At 70.3% G+C, this 18,772-nt stretch carries 18 protein-coding genes; 13 read left to right on the top strand and 5 right to left on the bottom strand.

Annotated elements, in window-relative coordinates:
• Nucleotides 1-25: 25 nt before the first annotated feature.
• Together EV648_RS05035 and EV648_RS05030 are read left to right on the top strand one after the other, a co-directional pair.
• Nucleotides 26-541, top strand: coding sequence for a sigma-70 family RNA polymerase sigma factor (locus EV648_RS05035; RefSeq protein ID WP_158293899.1), 516 nt, complete (start codon nt 26-28; stop codon nt 539-541).
• Nucleotides 534-1,136 carry a hypothetical protein gene (locus tag EV648_RS05030; protein ID WP_132285447.1) on the top strand — a complete coding sequence of 201 codons (603 nt, stop codon included), beginning with the start codon at nt 534-536 and terminating at the stop codon, nt 1,134-1,136. The genes EV648_RS05035 and EV648_RS05030 overlap by 8 nt, the downstream gene beginning before the upstream one ends.
• Before the next feature lie 50 nt (nt 1,137-1,186).
• On the opposite strand, the gene EV648_RS05025 is transcribed toward EV648_RS05030, so the two are convergent.
• Both EV648_RS05025 and dacB read right to left on the bottom strand, forming a co-directional pair.
• Nucleotides 1,187-2,128, bottom strand: a complete 942-nt coding sequence (locus EV648_RS05025) for a GNAT family N-acetyltransferase (RefSeq protein ID WP_132285445.1) — start codon at nt 2,126-2,128, stop codon at nt 1,187-1,189.
• A 48-nt stretch (nt 2,129-2,176) separates the two neighbouring features.
• On the bottom strand, nt 2,177-3,781 hold the full coding sequence (dacB, locus tag EV648_RS05020; protein WP_132285443.1) for a D-alanyl-D-alanine carboxypeptidase/D-alanyl-D-alanine-endopeptidase: 1,605 nt from the start codon (nt 3,779-3,781) through the stop codon (nt 2,177-2,179).
• Between the two features lie 309 nt (nt 3,782-4,090).
• On the opposite strand from dacB, the gene EV648_RS05015 reads away from it, so the two are divergent.
• The 3 genes from EV648_RS05015 to EV648_RS05005 are packed head-to-tail and all read left to right on the top strand — an operon-like array spanning nt 4,091 to nt 7,744.
• A complete protein-coding gene (locus tag EV648_RS05015) occupies nt 4,091-6,262 on the top strand; it encodes a phage holin family protein (protein ID WP_241994911.1) in 2,172 nt (723 codons plus the stop codon).
• Nucleotides 6,263-6,266: 4 nt separating this feature from the next.
• Nucleotides 6,267-7,034, top strand: coding sequence for an MBL fold metallo-hydrolase (locus EV648_RS05010; RefSeq protein WP_132285441.1), 768 nt, complete (start codon nt 6,267-6,269; stop codon nt 7,032-7,034).
• Nucleotides 7,031-7,744: a DedA family protein gene (locus EV648_RS05005; protein WP_132285439.1), complete on the top strand. Its 714-nt coding sequence runs from the start codon at nt 7,031-7,033 to the stop codon at nt 7,742-7,744. The genes EV648_RS05010 and EV648_RS05005 overlap by 4 nt, the downstream gene beginning before the upstream one ends.
• Here EV648_RS05005 and EV648_RS05000 read toward each other — a convergent pair.
• Nucleotides 7,730-8,371, bottom strand: coding sequence for a TIGR03085 family metal-binding protein (locus EV648_RS05000; protein WP_132285437.1), 642 nt, complete (start codon nt 8,369-8,371; stop codon nt 7,730-7,732). The two genes, EV648_RS05005 and EV648_RS05000, sit on opposite strands and share 15 nt — an antisense overlap.
• Before the next feature lie 105 nt (nt 8,372-8,476).
• On the opposite strand from EV648_RS05000, the gene EV648_RS04995 reads away from it, so the two are divergent.
• Nucleotides 8,477-10,342: an ABC transporter ATP-binding protein gene (locus EV648_RS04995; protein WP_132285435.1), complete on the top strand. Its 1,866-nt coding sequence runs from the start codon at nt 8,477-8,479 to the stop codon at nt 10,340-10,342.
• Nucleotides 10,339-12,135, top strand: a complete 1,797-nt coding sequence (locus tag EV648_RS04990; RefSeq protein WP_132285433.1) for an ABC transporter ATP-binding protein — start codon at nt 10,339-10,341, stop codon at nt 12,133-12,135. Before EV648_RS04995 ends, EV648_RS04990 begins: the two co-directional genes overlap by 4 nt.
• 114 nt (nt 12,136-12,249) lie before the next feature.
• On the opposite strand, the gene EV648_RS04985 is transcribed toward EV648_RS04990, so the two are convergent.
• Entirely contained in the window at nt 12,250-12,570 is a 321-nt protein-coding gene (locus EV648_RS04985; RefSeq protein WP_132188192.1) for a Fe-S cluster assembly protein HesB, read from the bottom strand.
• Between the two features lie 602 nt (nt 12,571-13,172).
• Here EV648_RS04985 and EV648_RS04980 point away from each other — a divergent pair.
• The gene (locus EV648_RS04980; protein WP_132285431.1) at nt 13,173-14,039 is read left to right on the top strand and encodes an N-acetyltransferase; all 867 of its coding nucleotides are present in this window, start codon (nt 13,173-13,175) and stop codon (nt 14,037-14,039) included.
• A 3-nt stretch (nt 14,040-14,042) separates the two neighbouring features.
• On the opposite strand, the gene EV648_RS04975 is transcribed toward EV648_RS04980, so the two are convergent.
• A complete protein-coding gene (locus tag EV648_RS04975) occupies nt 14,043-15,152 on the bottom strand; it encodes a dipeptidase (RefSeq protein WP_132285429.1) in 1,110 nt (369 codons plus the stop codon).
• Between the two features lie 125 nt (nt 15,153-15,277).
• On the opposite strand from EV648_RS04975, the gene hisI reads away from it, so the two are divergent.
• Genes hisI through trpC form a run of 5 tightly spaced genes read left to right on the top strand, consistent with a single transcriptional unit; the run spans nt 15,278 to nt 18,763 of the window.
• Nucleotides 15,278-15,607: a phosphoribosyl-AMP cyclohydrolase gene (hisI, locus tag EV648_RS04970; RefSeq protein WP_132285427.1), complete on the top strand. Its 330-nt coding sequence runs from the start codon at nt 15,278-15,280 to the stop codon at nt 15,605-15,607.
• On the top strand, nt 15,604-17,094 hold the full coding sequence (locus tag EV648_RS04965) for an anthranilate synthase component I (RefSeq protein ID WP_132285425.1): 1,491 nt from the start codon (nt 15,604-15,606) through the stop codon (nt 17,092-17,094). Before hisI ends, EV648_RS04965 begins: the two co-directional genes overlap by 4 nt.
• Nucleotides 17,094-17,624 (top strand): Trp biosynthesis-associated membrane protein, encoded by a 531-nt coding sequence (locus EV648_RS04960; RefSeq protein WP_132285423.1) that lies wholly within the window; start codon nt 17,094-17,096, stop codon nt 17,622-17,624. Before EV648_RS04965 ends, EV648_RS04960 begins: the two co-directional genes overlap by 1 nt.
• Nucleotides 17,625-17,679: 55 nt before the next feature.
• On the top strand, nt 17,680-17,940 hold the full coding sequence (locus EV648_RS04955; RefSeq protein WP_132285421.1) for an HGxxPAAW family protein: 261 nt from the start codon (nt 17,680-17,682) through the stop codon (nt 17,938-17,940).
• Nucleotides 17,941-17,956: 16 nt separating this feature from the next.
• The gene (gene trpC, locus EV648_RS04950) at nt 17,957-18,763 is read left to right on the top strand and encodes an indole-3-glycerol phosphate synthase TrpC (protein WP_132285419.1); all 807 of its coding nucleotides are present in this window, start codon (nt 17,957-17,959) and stop codon (nt 18,761-18,763) included.
• The last annotated feature ends 9 nt before the right edge of the window (nt 18,764-18,772 follow it).

Raw genomic sequence — 18,772 nt, 5'->3', positions numbered from 1 at the left:
CCGGGGAGCAGCGCGTGTTAGGGGTGTGAGGGACATCGACGGTGATCCGGCAGCGGAGGTCGCGGCGCTCTACCGCCGTACCTGGCCGCGGCTGATCGGGCTGCTGGTGTCCATCGGGGGCTCACGCGCCGACGCCGAGGAGATCGCGCAGGACGCCTACGTGAAGCTGCTGGGCCGGTGGGACAAGATCCGCCGGTACGACGACCCGGAGGCGTGGGTCCGGGCGGTCGCCGTCCGGGCGCTGGTGAGCCGGCTGCGGCGGCAGCAGGTGGCCGCGCGGGCCGCGGCGAAGCTGATGGGCCGGTCCGCGGAGGTTCGTGGGCCGGACGGGGACGCGCTCGACGTGGCGGCGGCACTCGCCCGCATCACCCCGGCGCAACGCGCGGTGGTGGTGCTGCATCACGTGATGGATCTGCCGATCGAGCAGATCGCGGACGAGCTGGAGCTGCCACCCGGCACGGTGAAATCGCGGTTGGCCCGGGCGCGCCAGGCGCTCGCGCCGTTGCTCGCGGTCCAGGAGGAGGTGCCTGATCATGCATGAACTGCGGACCGATCTGTTGATCGAGTACGTCGACGAGCAGACCCCTGGGGAGGCGCCGCCGTTCGAGTTCGTCGAGCAGGCCGTCCGCCGGCAGCGACGTACGCGTGGTCTGGTGGCAACGGCGGCGGCGGTGCTGTTCGTAGGTGGCGCGGTGGTCGCGACGGCGTCCGTACCGCGGGCCGAGGAGCCGGCGACACCGCCGGCGACCCCGACGATGCCCGCGGTGGGACTGCTGGACGACGGGCCGCCGCCGAAGCAGTTCAAGTTCGGCAACACAGTGATGCTGCTGGGGGAGGAGATCCGAGTGTCACGAGTCGAGGTCGACTCGGAGAACGCCGGCACGCTGATCGTCGAAGCGCCGCGCAACGCCGACGACTCCTGCGTTCCGCACACGATGGTGCGGATCCTGTCGCAGGACGCATCGACGGTCCGGATCGCGGCCTATCGGTACTCGGTGGCGCCGGATCAGCCCGAGGCGCAGCTCTGCGTGAAGCCGGGCACGCGCCCCCTCCGGATCAGCCTGGATCTGCGTCGGCAGGTGGGCAACCGAACGGTACTGGCCGGGAGCACGGGGAGCCGGGCCGTCCTGAACTGACTTCCTCGCCGGGGTGGACCGCGACCGCCCCGGCGAGGACGTCGATCACTCTAGGCCGGGATGACCTTTCGCCAGATGTCGTTGACGATGTCCGCCCGCATGCCGACCGACTCGTAGACCGCGACGGCCGGGGTCGGGTTCCCCGTGTCGACGTGCAGGATCGTGCCGCTGAGACCCGCGGCCGAGTCGAGGGCGAACACGTCGCGCAGCAGGTACTTCGCCAGCCCGCGACCGCGCGCCGCGGTGACGACCCCGAGCCGTCCGATGTAGCCGCAGTGCTCGGTCGTGAGGTAGTTGTCGTCGCACTCCCGGACGCCGACGGGCCGGCCGGCGAGCTCGAGCACGGTCAGCTTGGACCAGTCGAAGGTGGAACGACTCTCGCGCTGCTTCACCCAGTCGTCGTACGGGCGGGGAACCGAGCCCGGCTGGTCGGCGAACGAGTCGGTGATGACCTGGTGTGCAGCTCGCCGGATCTGCTCGTCCTGGGCGCCGCGCCGAAGCACCACGCCGTCGGGAATCGCCGGCGGCTCCAGCGGCCCGGCGTACCGGATCGTCATCCGTTGGACGGTGGTGTGGATGAAGAGGCCGCGGTCCGCCGCGAGCGCTGACATCTGCTCATCCTCGCGGAGCAGGCCGAGCTTGATCGCAACCTCGTCGCCGGTCCTCCGCGCATGGTCGGTGGCGCGCTCGATCGCCTGGTCCAGCATCCAGCCGGCCACCAGTGGATCAGCCGAGGAGAGATCGATCTGCGCCCGCCCGCCGTCGAGTACGACGGTGCCCGTCCCGACGAGGCCGGGGCCGGCAGTCACCAGCCAGCTGTCCACGGCCAGGTCGATCAACGGGTCGCGCAGGTGGCTGACGATGCCCTCGCGGCTGTACTGCGAGAAGCCGATCAGCCGGACGTCGTTCGCGGCGACATGATCCGCGACCACATCGCCGTCCTCCGGTCGGATCGGACGGACGGAGTACCGATCGGGCAGTACGGCGGTCATGCCCTCATCCTCGGGAACGACCGCCGTACTGTCGAACGCATTAGCTGATCAGCAGGCCTTGACCCACTCGTTGCCGCCGCAGGCATCCTCGGCGACCTGGGCGCTGCGGCTGGTGTCGGGCTTGACCGCGGCGACCGGGGCCTGGTCGGTCCACGAGGCCAGGGTGACGCCGACCGCGTCCTCGACCGAGCGGGGGCTGACCAGGTAGTTGTTGCTGATCATCGAGAAGACCAGCTTGCGGCCGTCTTTGGTCGAGACGTACCCCGACAGTGCGGTGACGCCGGTGAGCGACCCGGTCTTGCCGTGCAGATTGTTCGCGGCCGGCGTGTTGCGCATCCGGCTGCGCAGGGTGCCGCCGGTGAACCGGTCGGGGTTGCCCGCGATCGGCAACGCGTCGTACCACTGCTGGAACCAGGGCTCCTGCCGCACGCCGATCAGGATGTCGGTGACGCTCTTCGCGGTCACGTTCACCTTGCGGGACAGGCCGGAGCCGTCCGACAGCCGGATCGTGCTGGTGTCGACGCCGACGCTGTTGGCGTAGTCGGTGACGACCCCGAGACCGGCGGACCAGCTGCCGTCTGCTTCGGCGACCGCGCCCATCGCCTTGACCAAGGTCTCGGCGTGCATGTTGTTCGACAGCTTCAGGAACGGGTTCATCAGCTCGCCGACCGTCATCGACTCGTCCCGGGCCAACTGCTTGGCGGTGGCCGGGGTCGCTGCGGTGCGGACGTGTCCGTCGACCTGGATTCCCTGCGCGGCCAGGGCGCGGCGGAACACGTCGGCGGCGTACAGGGTCGGCTCCCAGACGGTGACCCACTCCTGGCCGTCGGTGTCGTCGGCCGGGACCGAGCCGGTGACCCGGACGACGTTGGTGCCGTGGTCGCGCTCGATGGTGAGCGTGTTGTCCGAGCCGGCCGCGCCGGTGGTCGCGGTGTTCACCAGCTTGATCACGCTGTTGGCCGGGACGAGGGCGAGTTTCACCGGCGCTCCGACGGTCGCGCCGGGCAGGCTGTCCACGATCGCCGTACCGGAGTCGTAGTCGGTGTTGGGCGCGAGCGTCAGCGCGGAGATCTGGGCCGAGTAGTAGTACGGCTCGTCGTCCCAGGACCAGGTGTCACCGAGCCGGACCTTGTCGAAGTAGGTGTCGTCGGCGATCAGGTCGCCGTCGATCCGCCGGACGCCCGACTTGGCGACCTGCTTGGCCAGCGCGACGTAGTCCGACTCGAGCGAGGTCGGGTCGCCGTAGCCCTTCAGGTAAAGGTCTCCGCGCAGCTTCCCGCCGCGGACCGGAGCCGTTGTGAGCACGTCGGTGTGGAAGCGGAACCCGGCGCCGAGGGTGTGCATGGCGGCGGTCGAGCTGAACAGCTTGGTGTTGGACGCGGGCAGCAGCCGGGTGCCCCCGTTGCGGTCGTAGAGCGTCTCGCCGGTGGTCGCGTCGCGCACCACCAACCCCACCTGGGACCCCTGGAAGCGCGGGTCGGCCAGCAACGCGTCGAGTTGCTGCTGCAGCCCAGTGGCCTGCACGGCGGCAGGCGCCCCGACGGACTGGGTCGGCAGGCCGGTCTGGGTCAGCAGACCGGCCGTCGCGGCGACGGCCGCGGCGACAGCGACCACTCCACGGGGCGACGCGGCCACTCTCGGTAAAAACTTCACGGTGACTCCTTGGAATCGGGCGGAAACCAACTACACACACCCGGAGTCTCCATCTCCGAGCCCCCGGGGTCCAGCAATTGCGAACCACAACTTTCCGCGGACCCCGGACGCCACCTCTCGCCAGTCAGGTGAATCGATGGAAAAGTTCGGTCCAACACACTGTCCGGCCTCGTCGGGGATGGCCCGGTCCCGGGTCGGGGATGACCCGGGATCACCCCGCCCGCTGCGTGGCGCAGTACAGCCTGGGTGGACCGGGCCTCGTAGGCTCGGAGCAGCATCGACGCAGCAACGGGGAGTCTGGAACACCAGATGGCGAAACCACCAGAGCAGGTCTCGGCCGACCGCCGGCCACATTCCCGGCCGGTCTGGCTCGACCTGCGCCGTACCACCAGAGGCCTGCAGGCGATGTTCCTGGGCGGCCTCGCGTCGCTGATCTCGCTGGTGATCACCTTCTGGACCCTGCCCCAGATCAGCAGCGACGGCGCCCTGCCGGTACTGCGACTGGTGGTCATCCTGGCGGTGATCGGCCTGTTGATGCGGTGGATCCTGGCCGGGGTCGCGATCTTGATCGGGTCGATCGGTGTGCTCGTCGGCGGGCTGCTGTCCCAGTTCGCGGTGGTCTACCTCGGCGTCACCATCGATCCGGGGGTCAACCTGCACGGCGGGCCCGAGGCGGCGCTGCTGGTGTCGATCGTGATGTCCTCGGTCAGCGCCTTCGTCGGCTGGGTCGCGTACGCGGGCAGTGACGACGCGTACGTCTCCGAGGTGATGCGGGTGGTCCGCCGCCGGGCCCGCCGGATCCAGGCGGCGCCGAAGACCGGCCTGCTGATCATCCAGCTCGACGGCCTGTCGGCGCCGCTGCTGAACTGGATGGTGATGTCGGGCAACCTGCCGCACCTCGGCGGCTGGATCCGCGACGGCAGCCACTCGATGGTCGACTGGCACACCGGTGTTCCGGCGACCACGCCGGCCAGCCAGGCGGGCATCCTGCACGGCGGCTCCGGCCAGATCCCGGCCTTCCGCTGGTACGAGAAGGACACCGGCCGGGTGATGGTGACGAACCGGTCCCGGGACGCCGCCGAGATCGAGGCGCGGATGTCGACCGGCCGTGGCCTGCTCGCCGACGGCGGCGCCAGTATCAGCAACAACTGGTCCGGCGACGCGCCGAAGTCGGAGTTGGTCTTCAGCCGCGCGGCCCTGCCGGACGGCCGCAGCCGCGGGTACGTCCGGTTCTTCTCCAGCCCGCAGGGTGCGGCGCGCGGGCTGGTGCTGTGCGTCGCAGAGATGGTCAAGGAGCTCCACCAGGCCCGCAGCCAGCGCAGGCGCAACCTGGTGCCGAGGGTCAACCGCGGCGGCTCGTACATCTTCCTTCGGGCCATCTCCAACGTGCTGCTGCGCGACCTGAACGTCTCGCTGATCACCGACGAGCTGATCAAGGGCACGCCGGTGGTCTACTGCGACTTCGTCGATTACGACGAGGTCGCCCACCACGCGGGCCCGACCCGCCCGGAGTCCATGCAGACGCTCGAGGGTCTGGACCGGGTGCTCGGCGCGCTCAAGCGGATCATCGACACGCTGCCGCACGCGTACGAGATCGTCGTGCTGTCGGACCACGGCCAGAGCCAGGGCTCCACCTTCCTGCAGCGGTACGGACGGACGCTGACCCAGGTGGTCGACGACCTGGTCGACACCACGAAGGAGCCGGTGGCGGCCACCGGGCGCTCCGAGGGCTGGGGTCCGGTGAACGCCTTCCTGACCGAGGTGAGCCTGCGCCGCAGCGTGGCCGGCTCGGTCACCCGCAAGGCCTTGCACGGCAAGGCACTCCGGGGCGAGGTCGAGCTCGGGCCGGCCGACTGCGAGCCGCCGGTCGCCGCCGACGAGCAGATGGTGGTCACCTCCTCCGGCAATCTCGCGCTGATCTACCTCGCCACCACCGTGGGCCGGGTCCCGCTGGAGGAGATCGAGCTTCAGCACCCGCGGCTGATCCCGGGGCTGGCGACGCATCCCGGCGTCGGGTTCGTCGTGGTCGACTCGATCGCCGAAGGTCCGGTGGCGATCGGCCGGGCCGGCGTACACGTACTCCGCTCCGGGCGGATCGAGGGCGTCGACCCGCTCACCGCGTACGGACCGCACGCCGCTGCGTCGATGCTGCGGCAGGCGGAGATGCCGCACAACGGGGACATCGTGGTGATCAGCCGGCTGGACCAGTTCACCCACGAGGTGGCCGCGTTCGAGGAACTGGTCGGCTGCCACGGCGGGATCGGCGGCTGGCAGACCGAGGCGGTCCTGGTGCACCCGCGCCGCTTCGCCGTCGACGAGCCACCCGTAGGCTCCGACGCGGTACACGCACTCCTGATCAGCTGGCTCGAACAACTCGGCCAGCGCACCGACCAGGCCGACCAGACCGGTGAGCCGGCCGCAGCGGACGAGGTCACCGCGGAACGTGTCGCCGAACCGTCCGACGCGAGCGTGGAGGCCTGACGAAGTGCGGATCACCTGGTGGGGGCACAGCACCATCACCATCGAGGAGAACGGCACGCGGCTGCTGACGGACCCCGTGCTCACCTCCCGGATCGCGCACGTGCGGCGTCGTCGCGGCCCGGCCCCGACGCCCGAGGCCGGCCGGTGTGACGCGGTGCTGGTGTCCCACATGCATGCGGACCACCTGCACCTCACGTCGCTGCCCATGGTCTCGCCCGACGCGGCCCTCGTCGTACCGCGGGGTGCGGCCAGGTTGATCCACGCTGAGCGCGGAGCGGAGTACTCGGACCGATGCATCGAGGTTGCCCCGGGCAACCAGGTGCGGATCGGCAACCTCGACCTCACCGTGGTGTCCGCCCATCACGACGGACGCCGGCTGCCCTGGTCCTCGTACCGCGCGCCGGCGATCGGGTTCCGGGTCGAGGGCGCGCCGAGCGTCTGGTTCGCCGGCGACACCGACCTGTACGACGACCTCGCCGCCGAGGCGGGTCCGGTGGATCTGGCGCTGGTCCCGGTGGGCGGCTGGGGTCCCTCGCTGGGTCCGGGCCACCTGGATCCCGTCGGCGCGGCCGAGGCGGTCCGCCGCGTCGGGGCACGGGTCGCCGTACCGGTGCACTTCGGGACGTTCTGGCCGATCGCGTGCGACTGGCTCAAGCCCGAGTTGTTCCTGCCGCCGGGGGAGAAGTTCAAGGCTGCGATGCACGAGGTGGACTCGTCGGTGAACGTGGAGTTGCTCGTCCCGGGAGAGTCGGCCGAGGTGGTGCGGCCGTGAGCGGTGACCCCCACTTCGACCTCTGGTACCTGTGCGTGCTCGCCGGGGCGGTCCTGCTCGGCGCGGTGCTCCCGGTGCTGCCGACCGGCGCGGCCGTGTCGGCGGGCGCGGTATTGGCCTCCCACAGCAACCCCATCGGCCTGGTCGGCGTACTGATCGCCGGGGCCGGCGGCGCATACGTCGGCGACCTGATCGTGTACGGCGCCTGCCGGTTGGGCGGGGAGAGGTTGGCCAAGAGGGTCGGCTGGCTCCGCGACAACGCCTCGCTCGACGCGCTGCGGGTCCGGTTGAGCCATCACGAGGTCTCTGTGCTGCTGACGTCCCGGCTGATCCCGGGGGGACGCGTTCCGGTGCTGCTCGCGGCCGGGCTCGCGGGGTTCTCCTGGCGCCGGTTCGCGGTGGTGGACCTGGCCGCCTCGTCGCTGTGGGCGGTGGTTTACATGGCGATCGGGCTGCTCGGGTTCGCGTTGTTCGACGAACCTTGGCAGGGCGTCCTCGCGGCGATCCTGCTGGTGATCCTGGTCACGGCGGTCAGCAGCCTGGTGCAGCGCCAGCGCAGGAAGGTTGCGGCCGCCCGCCGGGCCGGTCCTGAGGAGGAAGCCGAGCAGACCTCCGAGACTTCCGAATCCAAGCCTTCCGAAGCTAGGCCCTCTGAAGCTAGGCCTTCCGAAGCCAGGCCCTCCGAAGCGAGGGCGTCAGACTCCGAATGAGGTGTTGCGGAGCCGTTCGACCAGTTCCGCGTCACCGTCGAGCTTGACCTGGGCGACCGCCTGGCGGCCGAAGCAGAACAGCACGAGCTCGACCGGCTCACCCGTCACGGTGACCGAGCCTCGCGCCGTCGGTTTCTTCGCGACCGACTCGGCGCCGTCCGGGAGACGCAGTACAAGGCCGCTCGGGGCCTTGCGGGTCATCGACTTCGCGGCGAGGCGGAGTTGCTTCCACAGACCTTGCTGCTGCTCGGCGGGCAACTCGCGGACGGTGAAGTCCGGGACCGCGCGGCGGACGTCCTCGTGGTGGACGAGGTACTCCGTGGTGTTCAGGTTGTGGCCCAGGCCGGGGAACGAGTAGATCGAGAACGTCGGCGGACCGGTGCGCACCTTGTCCACGATCTCGGTGAAGGAGTACTTCGCCTTCGCCTGCGCCATCCGCCGCTCGGTGGTGTCCGCGAGCGCCGGGATCATGATCCCCGGACCGGCCACCGGATCGGCCTCCCGGACATGCAGGTGGACCGCCAGATCGTGCGTCGTCCACCCCGCGCAGAGCGTCGGCTGATCCGGCCCGACCTGGTCGAACAGATCACACAGAGCGAGTCGTTCCACCTTGCTGTAGTCGGTCACAACTCGATCGTAGTTGTCCCCACCCAATGGCAGAATGTCATTCGTTGTCAGCCTCGTGGCTGGCTACGCCCCTGACAGTTCCGTCATCGTTCTGAGGATGTTTGCGTGCCGCAGCCGAAAGTCCCGAGCAAGGGCAGCGTGACCCGGCGCGGGTTCGCCGTTCTGCGCGTCGCCATCTGGGAGGAGCCGTGGGTGTTCGCGCTCTCGGTGCTCGCGAGCGTGCTGTACGGCGCGATGACGGTGGCCGACGGATGGGCCCTGGGCTGGGCCACGGATCACGTGATCCGGCCGGCGCTCGAGCGCGGTGACACCACCTTCGGCGCGATCGCGTCGATGGTCTCGCTCTTCCTCGGCATTGCCGTGCTTCGCGCGATCGGCGTGGTCGGCCGCCGGATCGGCGCCGGCGTGATGCAGTTCCGGCTGCAGGCGACGTACCGCCAGCGCGTCACCCGGCAGTACCTGAAGCTCCCGCTGGAGTGGCACCACAAGCACCCGACCGGGGAACTGCTGTCCAACGCGAACGCGGACGTCGAGTCGACCTGGTACCCGATCGCCCCGCTGCCGATGGCGGTCGGCGTGATCGCGATGCTCGTCTTCGCCACCGTCGCGATGTTCGCGGCGGACCCGTGGCTTGCGGCGGTCGGTTGCCTGGTGTTCCCACTCGTCTTCGTCGCGAACGTGATCTTCCAGCGGACCCTGCAGCCGCTCGCCACCCGAGCGCAGGAGTTGCGGGCCGACGTCTCCGAGGTCGCGCACGAGTCGTTCGACGGCGCGCTGGTGGTGAAGACGCTGGGCCGCGAGGCCGCCGAGACCGAGCGCTTCCGGGCGCCCACCTACGAGCTGCGCGACGCGAACATCGCGGTGAACAAGGCGCGTGGCGCGTTCGACCCGGTGATCGAGGGCCTGCCACGCATCGGAGTACTGGCCGTTCTGCTCGTCGGAGTCGGGCGGGTCAGCTCGGGCGCGGCCGAGGCCGGTGACGTGGTGCAGGTGGCGTTCCTGTTCACGCTGATCGGGTTCCCGATCCGGGCGCTCGGCTGGGTGCTGGGGGAGTTGCCGCGCTCTGTCGTCGGGTGGGACCGGGTGCAGCGGGTGATCACGGCCGAGGGCGGGATGGAGTACGGCGCCGAGAAGCTAACCCACTCGTCGGCCGCGCGGCTGGAGGTGTCGGACGTCCGGTTCGGGTACCTGCCGGACCGCGACGTGCTCGCCGGCGTGGACTTCACCGTCGAGCCGGGCCGGACCGTCGCGGTCGTCGGCCCGACCGGCGCCGGGAAATCGACGATGACCACCTTGCTCACCCGGCTGATCGATCCCGAGGAAGGGTCGGTCAAGGTCGACGACCACGACCTGCGCTCGCTGGCCCGTGACGAACTCGCGGGCTCGGTGGCGCTGGTCGCGCAGACCGCCTTCCTCTTCGACGACACGATCCGCGGCAACATCACCCTCGGCGGCGACTACACCGACGACGACGTGTGGGACTCGCTCCGGATCGCCCAGGGCGACGGATTCGTGAAGTCCCTGTCGCACGGCCTCGACACCAAGGTCGGCGAACGCGGTACGACGCTGTCCGGTGGCCAGCGGCAGCGGATCGCCCTGGCCCGAGCGCTGGTACGGCGACCCCGGTTGCTGATCCTGGACGACGCCACCAGCGCGGTGGATCCCCAGGTCGAGGCGCGGATCCTGGCCGGGCTGCGGACCGCCGTACAGGGGGCTGAGGCGGCGACCACCGTGCTGGTGATCGCGTATCGCAAGGCGACGATCGCGCTGGCGGACGAGGTGCTGTTCCTCGACGGCGGCCGGATCGCCGATCAGGGGTCGCATCTGGAGTTGCAGGCCCGCTCGGCCGCCTACCGCGACCTGGTCGACGCCTACGAGAAGGACGCGGCGCGGCGTGAAGAAGAGGCCGCGCTGGAAGCAGATATGGACCGCGATCTCGACACCTACGACGCAGAAGGAGCATCCGCGTGAGCGCCGCAGAGGCCACCCGGCTCGACCACGGCGACGACGCCGGCGGTCTGGAGACCCTCAAGCAGGGGCTCCGGGTCTCACCCGAGCTCGGCCGCGGCTGGGGGATCACGGGGCTGCTCGCGCTGACGATGACGGCCGGGCGGATCGTCGTACCGATCGCGGTCCAGCAGACGATCGACAAGGGCCTGTCGGGTCCCGGCGGACCGGACATGTGGTTCGTGGCGTGGATGTGCCTGCTCTGCGTGGGTGCCGTGCTGATCACCGGCGTCGCGTCGTACCTCACCACCGTGCGGCTCGCGAAGAACTCCGAGCGCGGGCTCGCGACGATGCGGATCAAGGCGTTCCGGCACGTGCACGACCTGCCGGTGCTGACCCAGAGCACCGAGCGCCGCGGCGCGCTGGTCAGCCGGGTCACCTCCGACGTGGACACGGTGTCGCAGTTCCTGCAGTTCGGCGGGTTCATCTTCCTGGTCAGCATCGGGCAGATGCTGCTCGCGACCGTGGTGATGTTCTTCTACTCCTGGCAGCTCGCGCTGGTCGTGCTGATCTGCTTCCTGCCGTTGTTCGCCAGCCTGAAGTACCTGCAGCGGAAGATGTCCGCGGCGTACGGCGTGGTCCGGGCTAAGGTCGGCGAGATGCTGTCCGCGATCGCCGAGCCGGTCGTCGGCGCCCAGGTGGTCCGCGCGTACGCGATCGAGCAGCGCACCCAGGCCCGGATCGATGCCTCGATCGAGGACTACCGGCGGACCGCGACCCGCGCCCAGGCCATCACCGGGATCACCTTCTCCATCGGCGGTCTGGCGGCCGGCCTGGCCAACGCCGGCGTGCTGACCGCGGGCGTGCTGCTCGGGGTGGACGGCAAGGCGACGCTGGGCGAGATCCTCGCGTTCATGTTCCTGGTCGCACTGTTCTCCGACCCGGTGCAGATCGCCACCCAGGTGCTCACCGACGCGCAGAGCGCCTTCGCCGGCTGGCGGCGCGTGCTCGGCGTGATCGCGACCCCGGCCGACGTGGTCGACCCGGGCGAGGACGGCGTCACCCAGGCGCGGGGCCCGGTGACGGTCGAGTTCGCCGACGTGAACTTCGCCTACCCCGACGGCGACCTCGTACTGCGGGACGTCGACGTCCGGCTGGAACCGCACCGGCGGGTCGCGGTGGTCGGCGAGACGGGTTCGGGCAAGACGACCTTCGCCAAGCTGCTCACCCGGCTGATGGATCCCACCTCCGGCGCGGTACTACTCGACGGGGTGAACGCTCGGGAGATCTCGTTCTCCTCGCTGCGGGAGCGGGTCGTCATGGTGCCGCAGGACGGGTATCTCTTCGACTCGTCCCTCGCCGAGAACGTCCGCTTCGGACGTCCCGAGGTGACCGACGCGCAGTTGCTGGACGCGTTTGCGGATCTCGGGCTGACCGATTGGCTGGAGTCGCTGCCGGACGGGCTGGAGTCACCGGTCGGGCAGCGAGGGGAATCCCTGTCGGCGGGTGAACGGCAGCTGGTGGCGCTGGTCCGGGCGAACATCGCGGACCCGGATCTGCTCGTCCTCGACGAGGCGACCTCGGCCGTGGATCCCGGGACCGAAGTACGGGTGAATGCCGCGCTGGAGCGGTTGATGGCGGGGCGGACGTCCGTGACGATCGCCCACCGGTTGTCGACCGCGGAAGCCGCCGACGAGGTACTGGTCTTCGACGACGGCCGCATCATCGAGCGCGGTCCGCATGCGGACCTGGTCCAGGCAGGAGGCGTCTACACCCGCCTCCACGCCAGCTGGATAGCCCAACGCTCCGCAGTCTGAAGTGAAGCTGGACAGGTCTAACGGGCCGGGGGAGGAAAGGGGCCCCCGGCCCGTCGACCTGTCGTGTGCGGTCTGCTGGACCGATCCGTCAATCGGCCGCTGACCCAGCTGGTACTACGCGGTCGGCGCGGCGCCGTTCTCGCGGCCGGCGCCCGGCTGCGGTACGAGCAGGAACTCGACACCGCCCTTGTCGTCGACGGCCGCGTCGAGGATCTTGTCGTCGAGTGCGTTGGCGGCGTTCTCCTCGAGGAAGACCCGGGCGCCGCTCTCCTCGACCACCTGATCACCCGGCAGCGGCGACTCAGTCGTGGTCACCGCCAGTGCGGGGTCGGCCGGGTTCTCCTGCGAGATCCGGACGCCGGCGCCTTCGGGAGCGCCTTCGACGCCCGTGATGCTCTTGATCACCAGGGTGGCGTTCTCTGTCAGGGTAAGCACTGCTGCTCCTAGCATCGATTGCGGTGAGCGCGTCCCGTGCCCCTTCCCCCGACACCCAAACATCCCCGCCCGGAACCCGAACCCCACCACCCGCACCCGCCCACCGGCACCCCGCCCACCGGCACCACCGCACCCAGTTCCGCGCCTGCAGCCTGCCCCGGCCACCTCCGACGGCAGCCCCGGCGACCTCCTCCGGCAACCTCGCGGGCCCCGCCTGCAGCCCGCCCGGCTACTTCGCCCGGCCACCTCGGCCCGCCGCGGTCGCCCGCCCAGGGCCCTGCGACCTTGTGCACCGTTCGCGCGGCAGCGGAGCCGAGGACTACTTACCTCGTGCACAAGGTCGACGAAGCCTGGGGGCGGACCAGCACTTTGTGCACCACCTGAGTGTTTTCCGCCCGTCAGACTGCTTGGGCCGGGCGTTGTCAAGCTGCGTGGACGCGGCGGGTCGTTGGGGTGGCTGCGCGAGAGGTCGGGCGTGGGTTGGCGTCGGGCGAGGGGTGTGCGGCTGCGTGTGTGTGGGGGGCGTCGGGCGGCGGGGTGGGGCTGGGGTTCGCGGGAAACCCGGGTGCGGGCTGTCGGTGGGGTGGTGTGTGATCGGGGGTATGACTATCGAGCTGGGTGTGCCGGGGGTCGGCGGGTTGGGTGAGGTTGCCGGGAAGCTGGGGGAGTGGCAGTACGGCGGGGCGGCGGTGCAGGTGCATCCGGGGGATCTGGGGTGGTTCTGGCGGTTCGGGGCCGAGCGGACCGCGGACGCCGTGCGGGTGTGGAAGCGCGACCACGAGATCCTCGCGGTCGGGTTGCTCGACGAGCCGGACATGTTGCGGCTCGCGCTGGCGCCGGGCGCGTTCGACGACGCGGAGCTGGCCCAGCAGATCGTCGACGACAGCTCGGACCCCGCGCGCGGAGTACTGATCGAGGGGACCGTGTACGTCGATGCTCCGGAGGGTGCGCGGGCTCGCGACCTGCTGTTCAAGGACGGGTGGGACGCCGACGAGCCGTGGGTACCGCTCGAGCGTGACCTCGCGGAGCCGATCGAGGATCCCGGTCTGGCGGTCGAGGTGATCGGACCGGACCAGGCGCACGTGCGGACCGCGGTCCAGCGCGCGTCCTTCGACGGCTCCACCTTCACCGACGAACGCTGGCACGCGATGGCCGCCGGTACGCCGTACGCCGAGGCCAGGTGTCTCGTCGGGAGGAACGGCCAGGGCGACCCGGTGGCCGCGGTCACCGTGTGGTCGGCCGGAGTCGGCAAGCCGGGGCTGATCGAGCCGTTGGGGGTGCACCGCGAGTTCCGCGGCGCCGGACACGGCAAGGCGATCACCGTCGCCGCGGCCGCCGCGCTCCGGGACCTGGGTTCGTCCAGCGCCCTCGTCTGCACGCCCGCCTTCAACGTCGGCGCCGTCGCCACCTACCGCACGGCCGGATTCCAGCCCCTCCCCGAGACCCGCGCCCAGGTCCGGAAAGCCTGAAACCTACCCGGCGACCTCGTCGGCGGCGCGCAGTACTCGAAGGATGTTGCCGCCGGCAAGTTTCGCGAGTTCGTCGTCGCTCCAGCCGCGATCGGCGAGGGCGTAGAAGAGCGACGGGTACGACGCGACGTCCGGCAGTCCGACGGGGAACTCCGGGCAGCCGTCGTAGTCGCCGCCGAGCCCGATGTGGTCGATCCCGGCCACCTCGCGGACGTGTTCGACGTGTGCCACCACGTCGTCGAGGGTGATCTTCGGCTTCGGTACGCCGTACGCCTCCTTCAGCTTCTTCTGCTGGGCCGGCACCAGCGGATCGAGGCCGAGCTCACCCGCCAGTTCGCGGGCCCCCGCCACCCAGTCGACGTACGCCTGCGAGACGAAGACCGGCACGAACGTCACCATGCACACCCCGTCGTTGCCGGCCAGGGTCTGTAGCACGTCGTCAGGCACGTTGCGCGGGTGGTCGCAGACCGCCTGGGCGGACGAGTGGCTGAAGATGACCGGCGCGCTGGTCACCCGCAGCGCGTGCCGCATCGTGTCCGCGGAGACGTGCGAGAGGTCGACCAGCATGCCGAGCCGGTTCATCTCCCTCACCACGTCCTCGCCGAACTCGTTCATGCCGCCGAGCACCGGGTCATCGGTGGCGGAGTCGGCCCAGGACACGTTGTTGTTGTGCGTGAGCGTCATGTACCGGACGCCGAGCTCGCGCATGATCCGCAGCACGCCGAGCGACTCACCGATCGAGTGGCCGCCCTCCATCCCCATCAGCGAGGCGATCCGGCGCTCCTTGAACGCGATGTCGACGTCATCAGCGGTATCGGCGAGCTGGAGCGCCTCCGGGAAGCGCGCGACCATCCGGTGCACGAAGTCGATCTGCTCGAACGTCCGGCGGACCGCGTCGGCGTCCTGCGGCACCCACAACGACCAGAACTGGGCCGCGACCTGACCGAGCCGGAGCCGGGGCAGGTCGGTGTTCAGCTTGGGCACCGAGACGCTCAGGTCGTACGCGTCGAGGTCGTACCCGCACAGCTCGTAGAAGGCGATCGGGAGATCGTTGTGGCCGTCGATCAGGGGATGGTTCTGCAACAGGGTCCGCACCCGGGCGACACTCGTCATTCCGGCATTTTGTCAGGCCCGGCGGCGTCTCGCATGCCCACCCGACGCCGGGCCGTCAGGGGTGGTCCGCGGCCACCCGACCCCGGGCGGTCGGGCAGTGACAGGGGATCGGGGACAATGGGGTGGTGGATACCGAGGAGCTGACCTTCGACGCGGCCGGGCTGATCCCTGCCGTCGTGCAGCAGTACGACACCCGTGAGGTCCTGATGGTCGGCTGGATGAACGCCGAGGCCGTCCGCCGGACCGCCGAGTCCGGCCGCAGCACCTTCTGGTCGCGCAGCCGCCAGGACTACTGGGTGAAGGGTGAGACGAGCGGCAACCGTCAGCACGTGAAGCAGATCCTGGTCGACTGCGACGCCGACACCCTGCTGGTCCTGGTCGACCAGGAGGGCCCGGCCTGCCACACCGGGACGCGGAGCTGCTTCGAGCACGGCGAATTCGAGGTCAAGGCGTGAACACTCCCGACCTCGAGACCTTCCGCGAGTACGCGAAGGACCGCCGGGTCATCCCGGTGACGCGGCGGCTGCTGGCAGACGCGGAGACCCCGATCGGCGTCTACGGCAAGCTCGCCGCCGAGCGCGAGGGCACCTTCCTGCTGGAGTCCGCGGAGAACGGCGGCGTCTGGTCGCGGTACTCGTTCATCGGGGTGCGCAGCGCCGCCACCCTGACCGAGCGCAACGGTGAGGCCGTCTGGTCCGGCCACCCGCCGGTCGGGCTGCCGCAGACCGGCGACCCGCTGAAGGCGCTGCGCGAGACGCTGGACATCCTGCACACGCCGCGGCTGCCCGACCTGCCGCCGCTGACCGGCGGCATGGTCGGCTTCCTCGGGTACGACGCGGTTCGCCGGCTGGAGAAGTTGCCGGACACAACGACCGACGACCTCGGCCTGCCCGAGCTGACCTTCCTGTTCGCCACCGACCTGGCCGCGCTGGACCACGAGACGGGCGAGATCTGGCTGATCGCCAACGCGGTCAACTGGGACGACTCCGACGAACGGGTGGACGAGTCCTACGCGGACGCCGTCCGCCGGCTGGACGCGATGGAGAAGGACCTCGCCCAGCCGACCCCGTCGTACGTCGTGCACGCGAACCGGCAGGCGCAGCCGGACCCGCACCGGCAGCGGTCCAGCGCGGAGTACCGGGAGGCGGTGGAGACCGCCAAGGAGGAGATCCGGGCGGGCGAGGCGTTCCAGATCGTTGTCTCGCAGCGGTTCGAGCTGCAGACGACGGCGAGCGCGCTCGACATCTACCGGGTGCTCCGCCGGTCGAACCCGAGCCCGTACATGTACCTGGTCCGCCTGGACGGCTTCGATATCGTCGGGTCCAGCCCCGAGGCGCTGGTGAAGGTTACCGACACCAAGGTGATCCTGCACCCGATCGCCGGCACCCGTCCGCGCGGCGCGACGCCGGAGGAGGACCGGGCGCTGGAGGAGGAGTTGCGGGCCGACGCCAAGGAGCGCGCCGAGCACCTGATGCTGGTCGACCTCGGCCGCAACGACGTCGGCCGGGTCTGTGCGCCCGGCACGGTCGAGGTGGTGGACTTCATGGACGTCCGCCGCTACAGCCACGTGATGCACCTGGAGTCGACGGTCACCGGGCACCTGCAGGCGGGCAAGACCGCCTTCGACGCGCTCACCGCCGCGTTCCCGGCCGGAACGTTGTCCGGAGCACCGAAACCGCGGGCGATGGAGATCATCGACAAGCTGGAGATGACCCGGCGCGGCGTCTACGGCGGCGTGGTCGGTTACCTCGACTTCGCCGGTGACGCCGACACCGCCATCGCGATCCGTACCGCGGTGCTGCGCGGTACGACGGCGTACGTGCAGGCGGGCGCGGGCATCGTCGCGGACTCGGACCCGGCCTCCGAGGACGCCGAGTGCCGCACGAAGGCAGCGGCCGTCCTGAACGCCATCGCCGTCGCCGGCACGTTCTCCGAGGTCTGATGCGACCACAACGACTGGTTGACCTGCTGGCGGTGGTGGCCCTCGTGCTGCTCGGCCTGTCGGCCTACCTGACCTGGTCGATCGCGGACCCCGGCAGCGGCCGGCCGGTGGTGAACTTCAACGGGTACGCCGTGACCCGCGCGCCGGTGACCCTGGCGCTGGCAGGCGTGGTGGCCGTCATCGTCACCAAGCTCGCCGGTACTGCGCTCCGGCGTGTCCTGGCCGCCCTGGTCGCGCTGATGGGTGTCGCCGCGATCGCGGTGGCAGTGCAGGTGCGACCGGATGCCGCGGAACTCGGTAGGCTCCGGCCAGAGCTCAGTCAGGCGGTGACGGACCGGGTGCTGCTCAGCACCGGACCGGCGCCCTGGCTTGCTCTGGCGGGCGGGGTGGCACTGCTGGCGGCGGGGGTGATCGCGCTGCTGACGGCGCATCGATGGCGGCGCCCGACACTGCGGTACGAGCGTGATCCGGCCGCCACACCGGCCGATCAGTGGAAGGCGATCGATGCCGGTGAGGACCCGACGATCTGATTGTCGGGGGCTACCGCCACAATAGGACGGGACGACAAGAGGAGTGGCGCCAACGATGGACAATACGACCGCAGATCAAACGCTGGACTACGAGAGCGAAGAAGCTCACGCAGGCGGCCTGCACGGCAGCACTCCGGCGGCCTGGACCGCCGTGACGATCGTGCTGGTCGGGTTCACTGTCGGAGCCATCGCGATGGTGATGGGGCCGAACTGGGTGTTGTTCTGGATCTCGGTCGGGATCGCCGTGGCGGGCGGACTGGTCGGCAAGGTGATGCAGCTGCTCGGGTTCGGTGCACGGTCCAACGACCACCACTGACGGACGGACCACAATCATGACTGTGCTTGACGACATCCTCGCCGGGGTCCGGGAGGACCTGGCGGAGCGCCAGGCGCGGGTCAGCCTGGACGACCTCAAGCTGGAAGCCCAGCGCAAGCCCGACGCCAAGGACCCGATGCCGGTGTTCCGCGGTGACGGGATTGCGATCATCGCCGAGGTGAAGCGGTCCAGCCCGTCGAAGGGGGCCCTGGCCGACATCGCCGACCCCGCCGCGCTCGCCTCGGAGTACGCGGAGGGTGGTGCGGCGGCGATCAGTGTGCTGACCGAGCAGCGCCGCTTCGGCGGCAGCCTGGAGGACCTGCGCGCGGTCCGCGGCCGGGTCGACGTACCGGTGCTGCGCAAGGACTTCATCCTGTCCTCGTACCAGCTCTGGGAGGCCCGGGCGGCCGGCGCCGACATGGTGCTGCTGATGGTGGCCGCGCTGGAGCAGGAGGCGCTGGTCTCGCTGATCGAGCGGGCCCACTCCATCGGGTTGTGCCCACTGGTGGAGGTGCACGACGAGGAGGAGACGTTGCGGGCGGTGGACGCGGGCGCTCAGCTGATCGGCGTCAACAACCGCAACCTGAAGACCCTCGAGGTCGACCGGAACACCTTCGCCCGGGTCGCGCCGTCGATCCCGACCAACCTGGTCCGGGTGGCGGAGTCCGGCGTTCGCGGTCCGCATGATGTAATCGAGTTCGCGCGCGCCGGGGCCGATGTCGTCCTCGTCGGTGAAACCCTGGTGACCGGCCGCGATCCGCGGGCCTCGGTCGCCGATCTCGTCGCTGCGGGATCGCACCCCGCCATCCAGCAGCGTCACTGAGACGTGCCG

The sequence above is a fragment of the Kribbella sp. VKM Ac-2568 genome (assembly GCF_004345365.1).
Taxonomy (GTDB): domain Bacteria; phylum Actinomycetota; class Actinomycetes; order Propionibacteriales; family Kribbellaceae; genus Kribbella; species Kribbella orskensis.
The sequence above is the reverse complement of the archived record's forward strand: the minus strand, read 5'-3'. Positions and strand labels throughout refer to the sequence as shown.